At 69.0% G+C, this 467-nt stretch carries 1 protein-coding gene; it reads right to left on the reverse strand.

Annotated features, from left to right (window positions below):
* On the reverse strand, positions 1 to 467 hold a 467-nt coding region (locus M3175_RS24285; protein WP_251524583.1), incomplete at both ends, for a LysR family transcriptional regulator.

Raw genomic sequence — 467 nt, forward strand, 5'->3', positions numbered from 1 at the left:
CCGTACAGCACGCACGTGTGGCCAGCGAGATCGGCCGGCGTCTGCGGCGTGCCGTGCCGCTTCAGGTACGCGGGGCTCGCGCACGCGATCATCCGCCATGCACCCAGCGGACGCGCGATCAGCGTCGAATCCTCGAGCGAGCCGATCCGCAGCACGAGGTCGAAGCCCTCGCCGATCAGGTCGACGCGCCGGTCGGTCAGATCGAGGTTCAGCCGCACGGCCGGGTGCGCGGACAGGAATTCGGCGATCAGCGGCGACACGTGCGTGATCCCGAACGACAGCGGCGCGCTGATCTTCAGCGAACCATGCAGCTCGGTGCTGCGTACCGACATCGCCTGCTCGGCGTCGGCGATCTCCGCGAGGATGCGCTGCGCGCGCACGTAAAACTCCTGCCCCGATTCGGTCACCGCGAGATTGCGCGTATTCCGGTGCAGCAGCCGCACGCCGAGCGACGCCTCCAGCGCCAT

The sequence above is a fragment of the Robertmurraya korlensis genome (assembly GCF_023715225.1).
In the GTDB taxonomy this organism is placed as follows: Bacteria; Bacillota; Bacilli; order Bacillales; family Cytobacillaceae; genus Robertmurraya_A.